Below are 15,556 nucleotides of genomic sequence, written 5' to 3'. Positions count from 1 at the left end.
GCCGGGCCGGTAGGGTCTGCACGCATGGGAGAGCAGCACACACCCACCGGTCCGGCGAAGGGCACGGGACCCGGCCCCGGCAGCGGGCCGTCGAACCCGGGCAAGCGCCGCCTCGGCGTCATGGGCGGAACGTTCGATCCGATCCACCACGGCCACCTGGTCGCGGCCAGCGAGGTCGCCGCCCAGTTCCACCTCGACGAGGTGGTGTTCGTGCCCACCGGCCAGCCGTGGCAGAAGACCGACCGCAAGGTCAGCCCCGCCGAGGACCGCTATCTGATGACGGTCATCGCGACCGCCGAGAACCCCCAGTTCTCGGTGAGCCGCATCGACATCGACCGCGGCGGTCCCACCTACACCACGGACACCCTCCGTGATCTGAAGGCGCTCAACCCCGACACCGACCTCTTCTTCATCACCGGCGCCGACGCGCTCAGCCAGATCCTCACCTGGCGCTACACGGACGAGTTGTTCTCCCTGGCCCACTTCATCGGCGTCACCCGCCCCGGTCACACCCTCGCCGACCCGGGTCTGCCCGAGGGCGGCGTCTCGCTCGTCGAGGTTCCCGCGCTCGCCATCTCGTCCACAGACTGCCGTGCGAGAGTCGCCAAGGGCGAACCCGTCTGGTACCTGGTGCCGGACGGCGTGGTGCGCTACATCGACAAACGGCAGCTGTACCGCGGCGAGTGAGCCGAGAGGGGCACCGGTGAACGACCGATACGACGGGTACGCGGGCGGCGACCAGTACGAGCTCGTCGGCTACGACGAGTTCGGGCAGCCTGTGTACCGACAGGTGCCCGCACAGCGGACCCCGCAGGGTTACGACCCGTACGGCACACAGCCCGACCAGCAGCACCAGGGATACGGCTACGACCCGTACGCGACCGGCACCCAGCAGTCCGTGGGGCCCTACGACACCGGCCGGCAGCAGCCCGTGCCCTCCCATGACACCGGCCGGCAGCACCCCGCCGCGCCTTACGACCCCTACGCCCCGTACGGCACCACGACCGCCGCCGGCCACGACCCCTACGGCCGGGCCGCGACCAGTGGTCAGCAGCCACGCGTCACCGAACAGACCGCCTACATCCCGCACCAGGCCGGCCCGGCCGACAGCGCCCCGGGGCACGCGCCCGGGACCGGCTTCGCCGACGACGGCACGCCCGCAGGCGGCGAGACCTCCGAGGAGGAGCCGCACGGCGACCGCGACTACCGCACCGAGCCGTTCGCCTTCGTCGAGGAGCCCGACGGCGACTCCGAGGACGTCATCGACTGGCTGAAGTTCACCGAGAACCGCACCGAGCGCCGCGAGGAGGCCCGTCGCCGCGCCCGCAGCCGGATCGTCGCCCTGGCCGTCGTGCTCGCCCTGGTGGCGGTCGGCGGCGTCGGCTACCTCTGGTACGCGGGCAAGCTGCCCGGCCTCTCCTCCGGCGCCAAGTCCGGCACGACGACGACGGCCGCGACCGCCCAGAACCGCGACGTGATCGTCGTCCACCTGCACAACACCAAAGGCGGCGGCACCTCCACCGCGCTGCTCGTCGACGACACCACCACCAAGCAGGGCGCCACCGTCCTGCTGCCCAACTCCCTCGCTCTGACCTCGGACGACGGCAGCACGACCACCCTCGCCAAGTCGGTCGCCGACGACGGCTCCTCCGGCACCAGCGACGCCATCGACTCGGTCCTCGGCACCAGGATCGAGGGCACCTGGCGCCTCGACACCCCCTACCTGGAGAACCTCGTCGAACTCGTCGGCAACATCGAGGTCGACACCAACGCCGACGTCCCCGACCCCGACGCCAAGAAGAAGGGCGGCGCGCCCCTCGTTCACAAGGGGCAGGACCAGACCCTCAGCGGCACGATGGCCGTCGCCTACGCCACCTACCGCGCCACCGGAGAGTCCCAGGACGCCCAGCTCGAGCGGTTCGGCCAGGTGATGCAGGGGGTGCTGCGCAAGATGTCCTCCGACCCGCAGGCCGCGACGACCACCGTGCAGACGCTCGCCCAGATCCTCGACCCCTCCCTGACCGACAACGACCTCGGCACCTTCCTGGCCAAGCTCGCGGACCACGCCAAAGACGGCGACTACAAGACCGCACTGCTGCCGGTCCAGTCCGACGGCACCATCGGGCAGAAGGCCACCGACACCGTGGTCAAGACGCTGCTCGGTGGCACCGTGAAGAGCCCCCAGGCCGGTGACGCCGTCCGGGTCGGCATCAAGAACGCCACCGGTTCCCAGGCCGCCGCCGAGCAGGCCCGTGTCGTCCTCGTCAACGGCGGCTACACCTCCGTCGACGCCGGCACCGGCCCAGCCCAGGCCACCTCTCAGGTGACCTACGCCGACGACGGCGACAAGCAGAACGCCATCGAGGTCGCCAAGACCCTCGGCCTGCCCACCAGCGCCGTCAAGAAGGGCACGGGCGTCTCGAACGCGAACGTCTCGGTCGTGCTCGGCAAGGACTTCAAGCCGTCCTCGTGACGTGGGCCACACCCCGGCCGCCGGGGCGTGCTCCATTAATCACATGGGGTGCCGTCGGCGGTCCGTGAGACCCTTGAGGTATCACTGACCGCCGACGGAAAGCCTTGTAGTGACCGCCACGGACCGCTCTCTGGAACTCATCAACACCGCCGCTCAGGCGGCCGCCGACAAGCTCGCGCACGACATCGTCGCCTACGACGTCAGCGATGTGCTGTCGATCACGGACGCCTTTCTTCTGGCCTCGGCCCCCAACGACCGCCAGGTCAAGTCGATCGTCGACGAGATCGAGGAGCGGCTGCTGAAGGAACTCGGCGCCAAGCCGGTACGCCGCGAGGGCGACCGCGAGGCCCGCTGGGTGCTCTTGGACTACGTCGACATCGTGGTGCACGTCCAGCACAGCGAGGAGCGCGTCTTCTACGCCCTGGAGCGGCTGTGGAAGGACTGCCCCGAGCTGGACCTGCCGCCCGACGCCAAGGCCACCCGCGGCAAGGCCGAGGAGCACGCCAGGCTGCAGGCCGCCCAGGACGCCGCCGAGCTGGACGCGGAGCTGGGCGGGGAGCTGCGGTGACGGCAGCGGGCACCGACACGGGGAAGAAGGGTCGGGGGCGCCGGATCATCCTGTGGCGCCACGGCCAGACGTCCTGGAACGTGGAGCGCCGCTTCCAGGGCTCCACGGATGTCGAACTGACCGAGACCGGCATCGGCCAGGCCCGCCGCTCCGCGCGCCTGCTCGCCTCGCTGAAGCCGGACGCCATCGTCGCCTCCGACCTCCGGCGCGCCGCCGCCACCGCCGCCGAGCTGGCCACGCTCACCGACCTGGAGGTCACCCACGACGAGGCCCTGCGCGAGACGTACGCGGGCGCCTGGCAGGGGCTGACCCACGAGGAGATCATCGCCCGGTACGGCGAGGAGTACGCCGCATGGAAGCGCGGCGAGCCCGTCCGCCGCGGCGGTGGCGAGCTGGAGACCGAGGTCGCCGACCGGGCCGCCCCCGTGGTGCTCCGCCACGCCGAGAAGCTCCCCGTGGACGGCACGCTCGTGGTGGTCAGCCACGGCGGCACGATCCGCACCACCATCGGCCGCCTGCTCGGCCTGGAGGCCCACCACTGGGAGAGCCTCGGTGGTCTCTCCAACTGCTGCTGGTCCGTCCTCGGCGAAGGCACCCGCGGCTGGCGCCTCCTCGAACACAACGCGGGCACCCTGCCGGAACCGGTCCTCGGCGACGACGACTGAGCGGCCTCGCGGCGGTCCGGACCCGGATTTCACTTTCTGGCAGGTCGCAGGCTAAAGTTCTTCTTGTTCGCCCCGCCGAGCGGGGCGAAACACCATGCGGCTCCGCTGCGTGGCACGAGGGGCTATAGCTCAGTTGGTAGAGCGCCTGCATGGCATGCAGGAGGTCAGGAGTTCAATTCTCCTTAGCTCCACGGATCGGCACTCTGTTGAGTTGTCAAAGATCGATGGTCAGGATCCCGTCCCGTCAAGGGGCGGGATTTTCTGTTTTTCACATGCGGACGATCTCCCCGGCCGCCTCGTCCGACGACGGCCACAGCCGCTGCCTCCGCGCCCTGAGCAGTGCGACCTTCTCGTGAGCCTCCTCGTTCTCCGGCGCGTACGCCACGATCCTGCACTCCGGCATTCCGTCGATCGACAGCGACAGCGAGGTCATCCGCAGCTCGCCCACCGCCTTGTGACGGAAGGTCTTCACCCGCGGCCCGGGCGGGATCACCGTGCCGCTCGCCCACAGCTCCGCGAAGTACGCACTGGCCGCCGACAGCTTGTGTATGAAGTCCTCCCACGCCGGCTCGCCCACATGTCTGCCGTACGCGGAGCGAAGGGTGGCCACCATCACCGGCAGCTCCCTGTCCCGGTGCACCACCGGGCAGACCTCCTCGGGCACCGTGAACAGCGTCCACAGCGCGTTCGCCGCGCCGATGTCCGGCGTCCTCGGAATCCGGAACAGGTCGTCGTAGGCGGCGTTCGTGGCGAGGACGTCGTAACGCGAGTTGTAGACCACCGCCGGACGCGGGTCCAGGGCGTCGATGACGTCCTGCACGTCCTGGCCGACCCGCTGGGGCAGCCCCTCCCCGCCCCCGTCGTAGGGCACCTCCGCCAGGTGGTACAGGTGCTCGCGCTCCGGCTGGTCCAGGCGCAGCGTGCGCGCCACCGCGTCCAGGACCTGCGGCGAGGCGTTGATCGGGCGGCCCTGCTCGAGCCATGTGTACCAGGTCACGCCCACCCCGGAGAGCTGCGCCACCTCCTCGCGGCGCAGGCCCGGTGTCCGGCGCCGCAGTCCCGGCGGCATGCCCACGTCGGCCGGTGTCACCCGGGCCCGCCTGCTGCGCAGGAAGGCGGCCAGCTCCGGCCTGCGGCGCTGTGTCGTCGTCATGGTCCTCACATCCCCCGTCTCCATCGTCGGGACCGGAGTCGGCCGCTGCCAGGTGCTGTCGGTACCAGCATCGGCGGGCTCTCGTCACCCGTGTCCGCCCGTCGTCAGGCTCGCAGGCATGACGACGACAACCTCACCGGGTCCCGGGTCCACCCCCGGAACCCGACCTGCGACCAGTAAAACCCCCACCACTGACAATCGCCCCGGCCGGCTGCTCGCGGTCGTGCTCACCGCCCAGTTCATGGCCCTGCTCGACGTCTTCATCGTCAACGTCGCCGTACCCACGATCGGTTCCGACCTCCACGCGAGCGGCGCCGGACTGCAGCTGGTGGTCGCCGGGTACTCCATCGCGTACGCCGTGCTGCTGATCACCGGTGCGCGCCTCGGCGACCTGCTCGGCCACCGCCGGGTCCACCTCGCCGGGATCGCGGTGTTCACGGCCGCCTCGCTGGCCTGCGGACTGGCCCGGGGAACGGGGGAGTTGATCGCCTTCCGGCTGGTGCAGGGCGCCGGGTCGGCCGTGATGATCCCGCAGGTGCTCAGCCTGATCCAGCGTCACTTCACCGGCGAGGCACGGGCCAAGGCGCTCGGGGCCTACTCCGCCGTCCTGGCCACCGGTGCCGCCGCCGGGCAGGTGCTCGGCGGGGTCCTGGTCAGCGCCGACCTGTTCGGCGCGGGCTGGCGGCCGGTGTTCCTCGTGAACGTGCCCGTCGGCGCCGTACTGCTGGCCGTCGGCAGCCGCGTCCTGCCGCGGGACGACGCCCACGCCAGGGACCGCTCGCGCGGCCTCGACCTGCCCGGCCTGGTGCTGCTCGGCGGTGCCGTCTCGCTGCTGACCGTGCCGCTCGTGCTCGGTCAGGAGGAGCACTGGCCGCTGTGGTCCTGGCTGTCCCTGGCCGCGGCCGCACTGGCCTTCGCCCTGTTCCAGGGGTACGAGTCCCGGCTCGCCCGGCGCGGTGGGGCGCCGCTGATCGCGCCGAGGGTGTTGCGCCATCCCGGTATCGGCCTCGCGGTCTTCCGGCTGCTGGCCGTGATGGCGGTCAACGCCGGATTCCTCTTCTCGCTGACCCTGCACATCCAGGGCGGCCTCGGCTACAGCGCCCTGCGGGCCGGGCTGACCTTCGCGCCGACCGCCGTGGTGTTCGGGCTGGCCGGTCTGACCTGGCGGAAGTGGCCGGCCTCCTGGCAACGCCACCTGATCCCGGCAGGGTTCCTCCTCACCGGCCTGTCCGTGACCGGGGTGGGCCTCGCGCTGCACGGCGGGAGCCACGGCGGAGCCGGGCTGTACGCGGCCTTCGCGGGCGTCGGGGTAGGCCTTGCGCTCGCCTTCAGTCCCACGCTGACCAGGGCCCTCGCCACCGTGCGGCCCGAGGACGCGGCCGACGCCAGCGGCCTGCTCGCCACGGTCACCCAGCTCGGCCAGCTGATCGGTGTGGCGGCCTTCGGCGCACTCTTCCTGAACCGGCTTGAGTCACTGGGGGCCCCTGGGGCGTATACCTCTTCGGACGCGCTCCTCGTGTGCATGTACGCGCTGGCCGCGACGGCCACGTTGGGTGCCGTGTCCGGACTGGTACGAAGGCGTCGCTGACCGTATTGGTCCGGCCGTGGCAGAATCAAACGGCCGGAAGGGGGCGCGGCCCGACGGGAGGGAGTAGCGATGCCAGCGAGCATCCGCGGGGAGGTCCACGATCTTCTCGCAGTGGCGGTGACACGTCGGAATGCCACCCTCCTCGACTGCCCCTCGTGCGGCTCGTCCCACGTCGCCCAGGTGCTCGGCGACAACGGCGGCATCTCTTACGTGTGCACGGCCTGCGGCCACAGCTGGAGCTGATCGATGGGTGCACACAGGCGGAAGTGCGACTGGTGTGGCAGCGGCACGCCGATCGTCCGCGACATGGAGCCGGTCAACCCGGACTACCAGTACTGGTGCGAGGAATGCGCACGGGCGCTGATCATAAAAGGCGACCCGATCGAGACCTACCGGGAGCTGGAGGGGGAGCCGATCTACGGCCGCCTCCTGGACGAGCACTGCACGCTCAAACGCTTCTACTCGTTCGCCACGGCCTGACGCGGGGGACGCGGGAAACGATTTGGTGTTCCACCCGGTGGACCGTGTAATGTTGGCGTCGCCGCCGGGGAAACCGGGCGACAAGGCCGAGACGCGGTTCCACCGCGTGGCCGCAAGGGGCTATAGCTCAGTTGGTAGAGCGCCTGCATGGCATGCAGGAGGTCAGGAGTTCAATTCTCCTTAGCTCCACAGAAGTTGAAGGCGGTTCATCCGAGGGATGGGCCGCCTTCGTCGTGTTCTCGGCGTGGACGGCCGCGGACACCCGTGCGAGCGGGGAGGCCTGCTGCTCACGCCGTCAGGACAGTCCGCGTACGCAGGTGCGCGCACACGAAACGGCGGGCCACCCGGTGAGGGTGGCCCGCCGTCCGTGTGGTCGGCGCCCGAGGGCCCGGTCAGCGTCCGAGGGCCCGGCGTCCGCGGCCCTGCGAGAGCACGGGCAGGTTGCTGCGCGACGGCGGGCCGGACCGGGTGTCCTCCTCGATCCGCAGCGCGAGCGCCGGGCAGCGGCGCACGGCCCGCAGGGCCTTCGCCTCCGCGTACAGCGGCACCGGCGCCTGGGCGACAGTGGGGAAGCCGTCGGCACCCAGTTCGAAGACCTCCGGGAGGATGTCCGCGCACAGTCCGTGGCCGCGGCACAGCGTCCAGTCCACGTAGATCTTCTGCCGGCTGGCCCCCGCCTCCGGCTCGGCCTGTCCGCCGCCCGGGATGCCCGTCGGGGCCCTGCCGCCCTCGAACAGCGGCAGAACGCCCTCCACGGGCCTGCCGCAGCCGTTGCCGAGGACGTGCGCGGCCAGGTCGTCCGTGAACGCCTTGATGGTCGATTCCAGGAACATCGCCGAGCCGTCCGGGTGCGAGCACGCGCCACGCCGCTTGACGTTCTTGGCGACCTGCTTGAGGGCCTCCAGGGCGGCCGGCCCGCCGCCGTTGAGGATGTCCTCCATGCCACGGGCTGCGGCGGGCAGCCCCAGGTAGCAGGGGCCGCACTGGCCCGCGCTCTCCTCGGCCAGCCACTTCGCCACCCGCAGGGACTCGCCGAGCGGGCAGGTCTCCTGGCTGATCGGCAGGATCGCGCCGGCGCCGAGCGAGCCGCCGACGGCGTCCAGGGAGTTGCGCGAGACGACCGCCTCGTCGACGGTCGTCGCGTCGATCCACTTGCCGTGGTAGCCGCCGGTCAGCACGCCCTGCGGGACCGGCGGGGCCCCGGCCAGCTGGAGTACGTACCGCAGCGGGACGCCCGTGGGGACCTCGATCACCATGGGGCGGTTGACCGCGCCCGAGACGGTGAGCATGACGGTGCCGGGCTCGTCGTACAGACCGGTGTTGCAGTAGCGCTCGGCGCCGATGCGCGCGGCGATCGCCAGCTGGGCGAACGTCTCGGCGTTCGACAGCAGCGTGGGCGCGCCGCCGACCCCGCTCTGCGAGGCGCTGGTCTTGCGCCCCGGAGGGATCGCCGGACCGCCGTCGATCGAGCGGATCAGCGAGGCGGCGGCTCCGGTGACCATGCGCACCGGATTGCGCTGCACGCGCGCGCGGATGGGCGCGCCGCGCCGGTCGCTCAGCCCCCGTTCGGCCAGCGCCTGTTCCATCGACCGCTCGGTCGAGGCACGTGTCACCCCGACGACGAGCGTGCGGGCACCCAGGGCCTCCGCGACCAGCAGGGCGCCGTCCAGGATGAGGTGCGGGGCACGGTTGATCAGCACCGTGTCCTTGCGGCAGGCGGGCTCGTCCTCGCTTCCGTTGACGACCACGACCGGCCGGATGCCGCGGCGGATCGCGGATTCGGCGACCGAGCGCAGCTTCTTGTGGAAGGGGAATCCGGCGCCGCCGCGCCCCTTGAGGTTGATCTGCTCGGCGAGCTGTGCGAGCTGCTCTCCGCCCATCGGCTCGAGCGGGCCGTGCACCTTGAGGTGCATCGGCAGGTCGAGTCTCTCGACAAGGTCGAAGCCCGACGTGAGCTGCGGAAGCCCGACCACCCGGACTTCTGGGACGTCGGGCAGGGCCTCGTTCACTTAAAGCCTCCGGAAGGCGCGTTCCAGGGTTCGCCGGCTCCCGGCGTGTCGAAGGCGCCGGGGAACGTTTCCGCTGCGGGACCGCTGTTGTACGTGTTGTTCGAGTTGTACGTGCCGAACGGTACGTTCGTCTCACCGGTGTCGTACATCTCACTGGCGCCGTACCCGTTGTATCCAGGATTGCCATAGGCCGGGATGGTGTATCCGGTGTCCTGGAGCGGGTCGTAGGCGGAGGGAGGCGCCTCCCCGACCGGCGGCGGTGACGGGATCGGCCAGCTGCCCGAGGTGCTGCCTCCGGCGTCGACGCGCGGCATGGCCTCGGTGGCCTGTGTGTCGTACAGGTCCATGCGCTGGGTGGCGTCCGGCATCATCGGTGTCTGCGCGCGCGGGGTGGCCGACGTGGCCCGGTAGGCGGCCGCGAAGCCGTTGCCGGGCTCCGGGGTCATGGTGCGGGCCGCCGGAGCCTCGTACAGGGGCGTCGAGGGCTGCGGGGGGACCAGACCCTCCCAGCCGCCGGCGCGGTCCGCCGAGCGCCCCGAGAAGCCCGCCAGGGTGGCCGCCGCCTCCGCGTTGCGAGCGCGGCTGGCGTCCAGTCCTTCGCGTCCCGCCATGTCACCGCCGCCGACGATCGCGAAGATCCTGTCGGCCACCTTGCGCTTGAACGGGCGCGGCGCGGCGCGCAGGGCCAGCGCCCCCATGACCCCGAGCAGGCACAGCTCGTAGGACACCATGAAGAACGGCTTCGCCGCGCGTCCCGCGTACAGGCCGTGCACGAGCGCGGCGCACCAGGACGGGTAGGCCAGCATGTGCATCGCCCGCCAGCGCGCCGCGACCGGCGCCGGGGTCGCGAAGTTGCTGCGCAGCGCGCCGGTGATGCCCACGAAGATCATGAGGAGGCCGGCCAGGGAGCCGAGGCCGATGAGACCGGCCGAGCCGCTGACGCCGAGGCTGAAGGGGATCAGCGCGGCGATCAGCACCGTGTGTTCGAGCGCGATCTTGACGGTGACGTGCACCAGGAGGAACGCGATCGAAGCGACCGCGGTCGTCCGGTGGACGGCCTGCGCCACGATCCGCTGGCGGGTGTTGAGGAAGATCCGGTCCTGGGCGACGAGCCCCCAGATCACGGAGCAGCTGAGGGAGACGAGCGAGAGGACGCCCGCTCCGAAGTTGAGGAAGTCCCGGACTGCGTTCCCGCCGGACAGCACGATGACGGGTATGAGCAGCAGCACCACAGCCGACGCCACGCCGTAGGCCGAGCGGCCCGGCCTGGGGAGCGAGCTGTTACTACGTGGAGGGTTCATGGGGGCAACTCCGAACAGTTTCGGGAAGGCGGTCCCGCTGCCGCACTCTAGGTGGCTCCAAACCGAGCGGTACGTGGTTTCAGTTATTGCGCTGTTATCAAAGGGCGACGGCGTGGTTGCGATGTCCGATTAGCTGCTGTTACGCGAAGTAATATTTGAACTCGATTCAGCCTTTCGTGACGTTCGCCACCTGACCGTCGATGTCTGAGTACGGCTGCGATCGGTGTTGGGTTCATCCGGTTCGCTCCGAGTCCGCCCCGAGTCCGGCCCGAGTCCGGTCCGAGTGGGCCGGGTCGGGTTCGAGTCCCATCCGGGCCGGCCCGGTCGTGCCAGGGTGGTTCCCGGTCGCGCCCCAGGTGCGCCCCGGGGTGCCGTCGGTGGCCCGTCGCCGTGCGCTCGGGCGCTGCGGTACCCTGACGCCATGCGTGCCGTACGCCTTCTGCTTAGCGAGCCGCGCTGATCAGTCCCGACCACCGGGCGAATCCGATGGTCGGAATCGGCGCGGCGACCCCTCCTGTGCGAGGGGCTTTTTCATTTCCGCTGGCAGAGACGATCTATGGAGCTTTGAGGATCATGAGCGAGACGAACCCCGCTGCCGCCGCCGTGTCGGCGGAGGCTGCGCCGCACCGCTACACGGCCGCTCTGGCGGCCGAGATCGAGGCACGCTGGCAGGACTTCTGGGACGCCGAGGGCACCTATGAGGCGCCGAACCCGAGCGGGGACCTGGCAGGCGATCCCGAGCTGGCCGCCAGGCCCAAGAAGTTCATCATGGACATGTTCCCGTACCCCTCGGGTGCCGGGCTGCACGTCGGCCACCCCCTGGGGTACATCGCCACCGACGTCTTCGCCCGGTTCCAGCGCATGACCGGCCACAACGTCCTGCACACCCTGGGCTTCGACGCCTTCGGCCTGCCCGCCGAGCAGTACGCCGTGCAGACCGGCACGCACCCGCGCGTGTCCACCGAGGCCAACATCGAGAACATGAAGTCCCAGCTGCGCCGACTGGGCCTGGGCCACGACAAGCGCCGGTCGTTCGCCACGATCGACCCGGACTACTACAAGTGGACCCAGTGGATCTTCCTGCAGATCTTCAACTCCTGGTACGACGAGGACGCCCGCAAGGCCCGCCCGATCTCCCAGCTGATCGCCCAGTTCGAGTCTGGTGAGCGTGGGATTCCGGGCACCACGCGCGCGTGGAACGAGCTGACCCCCGCCGAGCGCGCCGACGTCCTGGGCGAGTACCGACTGGCCTACGCCTCCGACGCGCCCGTCAACTGGTGCCCCGGCCTGGGCACCGTCCTGGCCAACGAGGAGGTCACCGCCGACGGCCGCTCCGAGCGCGGCAACTACCCGGTCTTCAAGGCCAAGCTGCGCCAGTGGAACATGCGCATCACCGCCTACGCCGACCGGCTGCTGGAGGACCTGGAGGAGCTGGACTGGCCCGAGGCGATCAAGCTGCAGCAGCGCAACTGGATCGGCCGCTCCGAGGGCGCCCGCGTCGACTTCCCGATCGACGGCGAGACGATCACGATCTTCACCACACGCCAGGACACCCTGTTCGGCGCCACCTACATGGTGCTGGCACCTGAGCACCCGCTGGTCGAGAAGTTCACCCCCGAGGCGTGGCCCGAGGGCACGCACGAGGTGTGGACCGGCGGCCACGCCACGCCCGCCGAGGCCGTCGCCGCCTACCGCGCCCAGGCCGCCTCCAAGTCCGACGTCGAGCGGCAGGCCGAGGCCAAGGACAAGACCGGCGTCTTCACGGGCGCGTACGCCACCAACCCGGTCAACGGCGAGAAGATCCCCGTCTTCATCGCCGACTACGTGCTGATGGGCTACGGCACCGGCGCGATCATGGCCGTCCCGGCGCACGACAGCCGCGACTTCGCCTTCGCGCGCGCCTTCGAGCTGCCGATCCGCTGCGTCGTGGAGCCCACCGACGGCCGCGGCACCGACCCGTCGGCCTGGGACGACGCCTTCGTCTCCTACGACGCGAAGATCGTCAACTCCTCCGGTGACTCGGTGAAGTTGGACGGTCTGGGCGTCACCGAAGCCAAGGCGCGCATCACCGAGTGGCTGGAGCGCAAGGGCATCGGCGAGGGCACGGTCAACTTCCGCCTGCGCGACTGGCTGTTCAGCCGCCAGCGCTACTGGGGCGAGCCCTTCCCGATCGTCTACGACGAGGACGGCGTCGCCCACGCGCTGCCCGAGTCGATGCTGCCGCTGGAGCTGCCCGAGGTCGAGGACTACTCGCCGCGCACCTTCGACCCGGACGACGCCGACACCCAGCCCGAGACCCCGCTGTCGCGCAACCAGGAGTGGGTCAACGTCACCCTGGACCTGGGCGACGGCCCGAAGAAGTACCGCCGCGAGACCAACACCATGCCCAACTGGGCCGGTTCCTGCTGGTACGAGCTGCGCTACCTGGACCCGCACAACAGCGAGAAGCTGGTCGACCCGGCCATCGAGCAGTACTGGATGGGCCCGCGCGAGGACATGCCGCACGGTGGCGTCGACCTGTACGTCGGCGGCGCCGAGCACGCCGTGCTGCACCTGCTGTACGCGCGCTTCTGGTCCAAGGTGCTGTACGACCTGGGGTACGTCTCCTCCGCGGAGCCGTTCCACAAGCTGTTCAACCAGGGCATGATCCAGGCCTACGTCTACCGCGACAGCCGCGGCATCGCGGTGCCGGCCGCCGAGGTGGAGGAGCGCGACGGCGCGTACTACTACCAGGGCGAGAAGGTCACCCGCCTGCTGGGCAAGATGGGCAAGTCCCTGAAGAACGCCGTCACTCCGGACGAGATCTGCGCCGAGTACGGCGCGGACACCCTGCGCCTGTACGAGATGGCGATGGGTCCGCTGGACGTGTCGCGGCCCTGGGACACGCGCGCGGTGGTCGGCCAGTTCCGGCTGCTGCAGCGGCTGTGGCGCAATGTCGTCGACGAGACCACCGGTGAGGTCACCGTCGTCGACGCCGAGCCCGACGAGGACACCCTGCGCGCCCTGCACAAGGCCATCGACGGCGTGCGCCAGGACCTGGAGGGCCTGCGGTTCAACACGGCCATCGCCAAGATCACCGAGCTGAACAACCACCTGACGAAGGCGGGAGGCTCGGTGCCGCGCTCGGTCGCCGAGTCGCTGGTGCTGCTGATCGCTCCGCTGGCCCCGCACATCGCCGAGGAGCTGTGGCGCAGGCTGGGCCACACCGACTCCGTCGTCCACCAGGACTTCCCGGTCGCCGACCCCGCGTACGTCGTGGACGAGACCGTGACCTGCGTGGTCCAGGTCAAGGGCAAGGTCAAGGCGCGCCTGGAGGTTCCGCCCTCGATCTCCGAGGAGGAACTGGAGAAGGTGGCGCTGGCCGACGAGAAGGTGGTCGCGGCCCTGGGCGGCGCCGGGATCCGCAAGGTGATCGTGCGCGCGCCGAAGCTGGTGAACATCGTCACGGCATAGCGGCCGTCGCCTCGGGTGACCGGTGCCGCCCTTGTCGGGGTAGTCCCCTACGGGCAGGTTCGGGGTTCTTCCGGAACCCTGGGCCTGCCCGTTGCGTTTACCGTGGAAGAGCGGTGAGCAGCCGCCCGGCCGACCGGAGGAGGAGCGTTGTGGAAGCCGTTCTGACCGTGATGGCGCTCCTGTTCGTGCTGTGCCTCGTCCTCGGCGTGTATGCGACGGTGAAGGCGGTCGGCGCGGCGAAACGCGGCGTGGACCGTACGATCGCGCAGGCCCGCCGCACGGTGGAGGACACCACCCTGCGCGCCAGGACCCTCACCCAGCCCGGTCCGGCGGGTGAACTCGCCGAGCTGCGGCTGAGGCTGCGCACCTCGATGCGCGCAACTCAGGACGCCCTCCACGCGGGCGTCACCGAGGACGAGTCGCTGAAGGAGGCGCTGGGCCTCTTCAAGCGCCTCAGTGCGCACGGACACGAACTGGACGCCGAGCTGCGGCGCCTGGAGACGGAGCCGGACCGCCAGGCGCTGGTCTCCCGGCTGCCCGAGCTCCGCGAACGGACCGAGCGCGTCACCCGGTCGGCGGACTCCCTGCGCTGGGCCGCCCATGACAGGGCACGCCGGTTCGCGGACGACGACCTGGACGCGCTGAGCGCCCAGATCGATGTGGAGGCGGGCGCCCTGCGCCACTGGACCAGAGAGCAGCCGACGGGCTCCGCCCCGCCCTGGCCCGAGGCGCCGGCGCCGGCGGATGCGGCCTCCTCCCAGACCTGGCCGGAGACGCCCGAGTCGCGTACGGCGCGGGAGCAGACCCGGCCGGCGCTCGGCTCGCGCACCCAGCGGCCCGTGTACCCCTGGCAGAGGAAGCCCCGCCCCGAGAGCACTCGATGATCACTCCACGGACCGTCCAGGTCGGCGGGGTCGGTCTGCCACCGGCGCGTTCCGGCAGGTAACCTCCAGCTCATGTCCCGCCATGTCGCGATCGTCACCGATTCAACGGCCTACCTGCCGCCGCGGACGATGGAGCGCCACGGCATCACCGCGGTGCCCCTGACCGTGGTCCTCGGCGACCAGGCACTCGAAGAGGGCACCGAGATCTCCGCCCGTTCCCTGGCCCAGGCCCTGCAGAAGCGACGGCCCGTCACCACCTCCCGGCCCAGCCCCGAGCTGTTCGCCGACACCTACCGCAAGGTCGCCGCCACGGGGGCGACCGACATCGTCTCGCTGCACCTGTCCTCCGTGTTCTCCGGCACGTACGACGCCGCGGTGCTCGCCGGGCGCCAGGCTCCCGTACCGGTGCGCGTGGTCGACACCGGGATGGTCGCGATGGCCCTCGGCTTCTGCGCGCTGGCCGCCGCTCGGGCCGCGGAGGCGGGCGGCACGGTCGACGACGCCGTCACGGCGGCGGAGAAGCGGGCCGCGGACACCTCCGCGTACTTCTACGTCGACACCCTGGACTATCTGCGGCGCGGAGGCCGGATCGGCGCCGCGCAGGCGCTGCTCGGCTCGGCGCTCGCGGTGAAGCCGCTGTTGCAGCTGAACGGCGGCCGCATCGAGTTGCTGGAGAAGGTGCGTACGGCGTCCAAGGCCATCGCCCGCCTGGAGGAGATCGTCGCCGAGCGCGCCGGCAGCGGAAAGGTCGACATCGCGGTCCACCATCTCGCCGCTCCGGAACGGGCGTCGGCGCTCGCCGACCGCCTGCGCGCACGGGTGCCCGGGCTGGCCGATCTGCATGTGAGCGAGGTCGGGGCGGTGATCGGGGCTCACACGGGACCGGGTCTGCTGGGGGCCGTGGTGTCGCCTCGATGACGAGGTCACACCGGCACCTGGGGCGATGGTGACCCATGTGGGTGATGGAGTTATCCACAACTGG

The 15,556-nt window shown here is 70.8% G+C and carries 13 protein-coding genes and 2 tRNA genes; 12 read left to right on the top strand and 3 right to left on the bottom strand.

All coding sequences use genetic code 11. The annotated features are described in order from the left end of the window. The first annotated feature begins 24 nt into the window (after positions 1 to 24). The 5 genes from nadD (at position 25) to ACIRC0_RS15940 (ending at position 3,897) form a co-directional block, all read left to right on the top strand. Entirely contained in the window at positions 25 to 687 is a 663-nt protein-coding gene (gene nadD / locus ACIRC0_RS15960; protein WP_366024483.1) for a nicotinate-nucleotide adenylyltransferase, read from the top strand. 16 nt (positions 688 to 703) lie between these two features. Beyond that, on the top strand, positions 704 to 2,473 hold the full coding sequence (locus ACIRC0_RS15955; protein WP_403616420.1) for a LytR C-terminal domain-containing protein: 1,770 nt from the start codon (positions 704 to 706) through the stop codon (positions 2,471 to 2,473). 109 nt (positions 2,474 to 2,582) lie between these two features. Next, entirely contained in the window at positions 2,583 to 3,041 is a 459-nt protein-coding gene (gene rsfS / locus ACIRC0_RS15950; protein WP_403616417.1) for a ribosome silencing factor, read from the top strand. Continuing rightward, positions 3,038 to 3,706: a histidine phosphatase family protein gene (locus tag ACIRC0_RS15945; RefSeq protein WP_403616414.1), complete on the top strand. Its 669-nt coding sequence runs from the start codon at positions 3,038 to 3,040 to the stop codon at positions 3,704 to 3,706. Before rsfS ends, ACIRC0_RS15945 begins: the two co-directional genes overlap by 4 nt. A 118-nt stretch (positions 3,707 to 3,824) precedes the next feature. Further along, positions 3,825 to 3,897, top strand: a tRNA-Ala gene (locus tag ACIRC0_RS15940). A 77-nt stretch (positions 3,898 to 3,974) separates the two neighbouring features. On the opposite strand, the gene ACIRC0_RS15935 is transcribed toward ACIRC0_RS15940, so the two are convergent. Then, the gene (locus ACIRC0_RS15935; RefSeq protein WP_403616411.1) at positions 3,975 to 4,859 is read right to left on the bottom strand and encodes a helix-turn-helix transcriptional regulator; all 885 of its coding nucleotides are present in this window, start codon (positions 4,857 to 4,859) and stop codon (positions 3,975 to 3,977) included. A gap of 118 nt (positions 4,860 to 4,977) precedes the next feature. Between ACIRC0_RS15935 and ACIRC0_RS15930 the strand changes: the two genes are divergently transcribed. The 4 genes from ACIRC0_RS15930 to ACIRC0_RS15915 all read left to right on the top strand — a co-directional run bounded on the left by ACIRC0_RS15930 (position 4,978) and on the right by ACIRC0_RS15915 (position 7,116). Further along, on the top strand, positions 4,978 to 6,447 hold the full coding sequence (locus ACIRC0_RS15930) for an MFS transporter (protein ID WP_403616408.1): 1,470 nt from the start codon (positions 4,978 to 4,980) through the stop codon (positions 6,445 to 6,447). A 69-nt stretch (positions 6,448 to 6,516) separates the two neighbouring features. Continuing rightward, positions 6,517 to 6,690, top strand: a complete 174-nt coding sequence (locus tag ACIRC0_RS15925; protein WP_200417343.1) for a hypothetical protein — start codon at positions 6,517 to 6,519, stop codon at positions 6,688 to 6,690. A gap of 3 nt (positions 6,691 to 6,693) precedes the next feature. Continuing rightward, a complete protein-coding gene (locus tag ACIRC0_RS15920) occupies positions 6,694 to 6,927 on the top strand; it encodes a hypothetical protein (protein ID WP_016643127.1) in 234 nt (77 codons plus the stop codon). A gap of 116 nt (positions 6,928 to 7,043) precedes the next feature. Beyond that, positions 7,044 to 7,116 (top strand) — tRNA-Ala (locus tag ACIRC0_RS15915). Between the two features lie 203 nt (positions 7,117 to 7,319). On the opposite strand, the gene ACIRC0_RS15910 is transcribed toward ACIRC0_RS15915, so the two are convergent. Continuing rightward, a complete protein-coding gene (locus tag ACIRC0_RS15910; RefSeq protein ID WP_403616404.1) occupies positions 7,320 to 8,936 on the bottom strand; it encodes an NADH-ubiquinone oxidoreductase-F iron-sulfur binding region domain-containing protein in 1,617 nt (538 codons plus the stop codon). Beyond that, positions 8,933 to 10,237, bottom strand: coding sequence for a cytochrome b/b6 domain-containing protein (locus ACIRC0_RS15905; protein WP_403616401.1), 1,305 nt, complete (start codon positions 10,235 to 10,237; stop codon positions 8,933 to 8,935). Before ACIRC0_RS15905 ends, ACIRC0_RS15910 begins: the two co-directional genes overlap by 4 nt. Before the next feature lie 573 nt (positions 10,238 to 10,810). Here ACIRC0_RS15905 and leuS point away from each other — a divergent pair. The 3 genes from leuS (at position 10,811) to ACIRC0_RS15890 (ending at position 15,492) form a co-directional block, all read left to right on the top strand. Further along, on the top strand, positions 10,811 to 13,690 hold the full coding sequence (leuS, locus tag ACIRC0_RS15900) for a leucine--tRNA ligase (protein WP_403616398.1): 2,880 nt from the start codon (positions 10,811 to 10,813) through the stop codon (positions 13,688 to 13,690). A gap of 149 nt (positions 13,691 to 13,839) precedes the next feature. Further along, positions 13,840 to 14,574 carry a hypothetical protein gene (locus tag ACIRC0_RS15895; RefSeq protein WP_403616395.1) on the top strand — a complete coding sequence of 245 codons (735 nt, stop codon included), beginning with the start codon at positions 13,840 to 13,842 and terminating at the stop codon, positions 14,572 to 14,574. A gap of 72 nt (positions 14,575 to 14,646) precedes the next feature. Continuing rightward, positions 14,647 to 15,492 carry a DegV family protein gene (locus tag ACIRC0_RS15890; RefSeq protein ID WP_403616392.1) on the top strand — a complete coding sequence of 282 codons (846 nt, stop codon included), beginning with the start codon at positions 14,647 to 14,649 and terminating at the stop codon, positions 15,490 to 15,492. The last annotated feature ends 64 nt before the right edge of the window (positions 15,493 to 15,556 follow it).

Source organism: Streptomyces sp. NPDC093984 (genome assembly GCF_044764595.1).
In the GTDB taxonomy this organism is placed as follows: domain Bacteria; phylum Actinomycetota; class Actinomycetes; order Streptomycetales; family Streptomycetaceae; genus Streptomyces; species Streptomyces cynarae.
The sequence above is the reverse complement of the archived record's forward strand: the minus strand, read 5'-3'. Positions and strand labels throughout refer to the sequence as shown.

Bases quoted from the DNA above. Each gene is read 5' to 3' on its own strand.
- nadD (WP_366024483.1), top strand. From the start codon at position 25: ATGGGAGAGCAGCACACACCCACCGGTCCGGCGAAGGGCACGGGACCC.
- ACIRC0_RS15935 (WP_403616411.1), bottom strand. From the start codon at position 4,859: ATGACGACGACACAGCGCCGCAGGCCGGAGCTGGCCGCCTTCCTGCGC.
- ACIRC0_RS15930 (WP_403616408.1), top strand. From the start codon at position 4,978: ATGACGACGACAACCTCACCGGGTCCCGGGTCCACCCCCGGAACCCGA.
- ACIRC0_RS15925 (WP_200417343.1), top strand. From the start codon at position 6,517: ATGCCAGCGAGCATCCGCGGGGAGGTCCACGATCTTCTCGCAGTGGCG.
- ACIRC0_RS15920 (WP_016643127.1), top strand. From the start codon at position 6,694: ATGGGTGCACACAGGCGGAAGTGCGACTGGTGTGGCAGCGGCACGCCG.
- ACIRC0_RS15905 (WP_403616401.1), bottom strand. From the start codon at position 10,237: ATGAACCCTCCACGTAGTAACAGCTCGCTCCCCAGGCCGGGCCGCTCG.
- leuS (WP_403616398.1), top strand. From the start codon at position 10,811: ATGAGCGAGACGAACCCCGCTGCCGCCGCCGTGTCGGCGGAGGCTGCG.
- ACIRC0_RS15890 (WP_403616392.1), top strand. From the start codon at position 14,647: ATGTCCCGCCATGTCGCGATCGTCACCGATTCAACGGCCTACCTGCCG.